The sequence below is a fragment of the Rhizobium sp. IY2 genome (assembly GCF_047532935.1).
GTDB classification, from domain to species: domain Bacteria; phylum Pseudomonadota; class Alphaproteobacteria; order Rhizobiales; family Rhizobiaceae; genus Rhizobium; species Rhizobium anhuiense.
Genome location: NZ_JBLKNU010000058.1, coordinates 1 through 223, shown reverse-complemented (window position 1 = coordinate 223; position 223 = coordinate 1). Strand labels below are relative to the sequence as shown.

General features: G+C 61.0%; 1 protein-coding gene. It reads right to left on the bottom strand.

Annotated elements, in window-relative coordinates; all coding sequences use genetic code 11:
* Window positions 1–223, bottom strand: a 223-nt coding sequence (locus ACMUVN_RS33375; protein ID WP_414816066.1) for an aminotransferase class I/II-fold pyridoxal phosphate-dependent enzyme, incomplete at both ends; no start/stop codon positions are given.

Below are 223 nucleotides of genomic sequence, written 5' to 3'. Positions count from 1 at the left end.
GAGGTCGCAGATCTCCCTGATCGGGGCGATGTCGCCGTCCATCGAATAGACGCTCTCGAAGGCGATCAGCTTCGGCGCCTTCGGATCGGCGGCCGCAAGCTTGGCTTCGAGGTCGGCCACGTCATTGTGCTTCCAGATCACCTTGTCGCATTTGGCGTAGCGGATGCCCTCGATCATCGAGGCATGGTTCAGCGCATCGGAGAAGATGATCAGGCCGGGGATC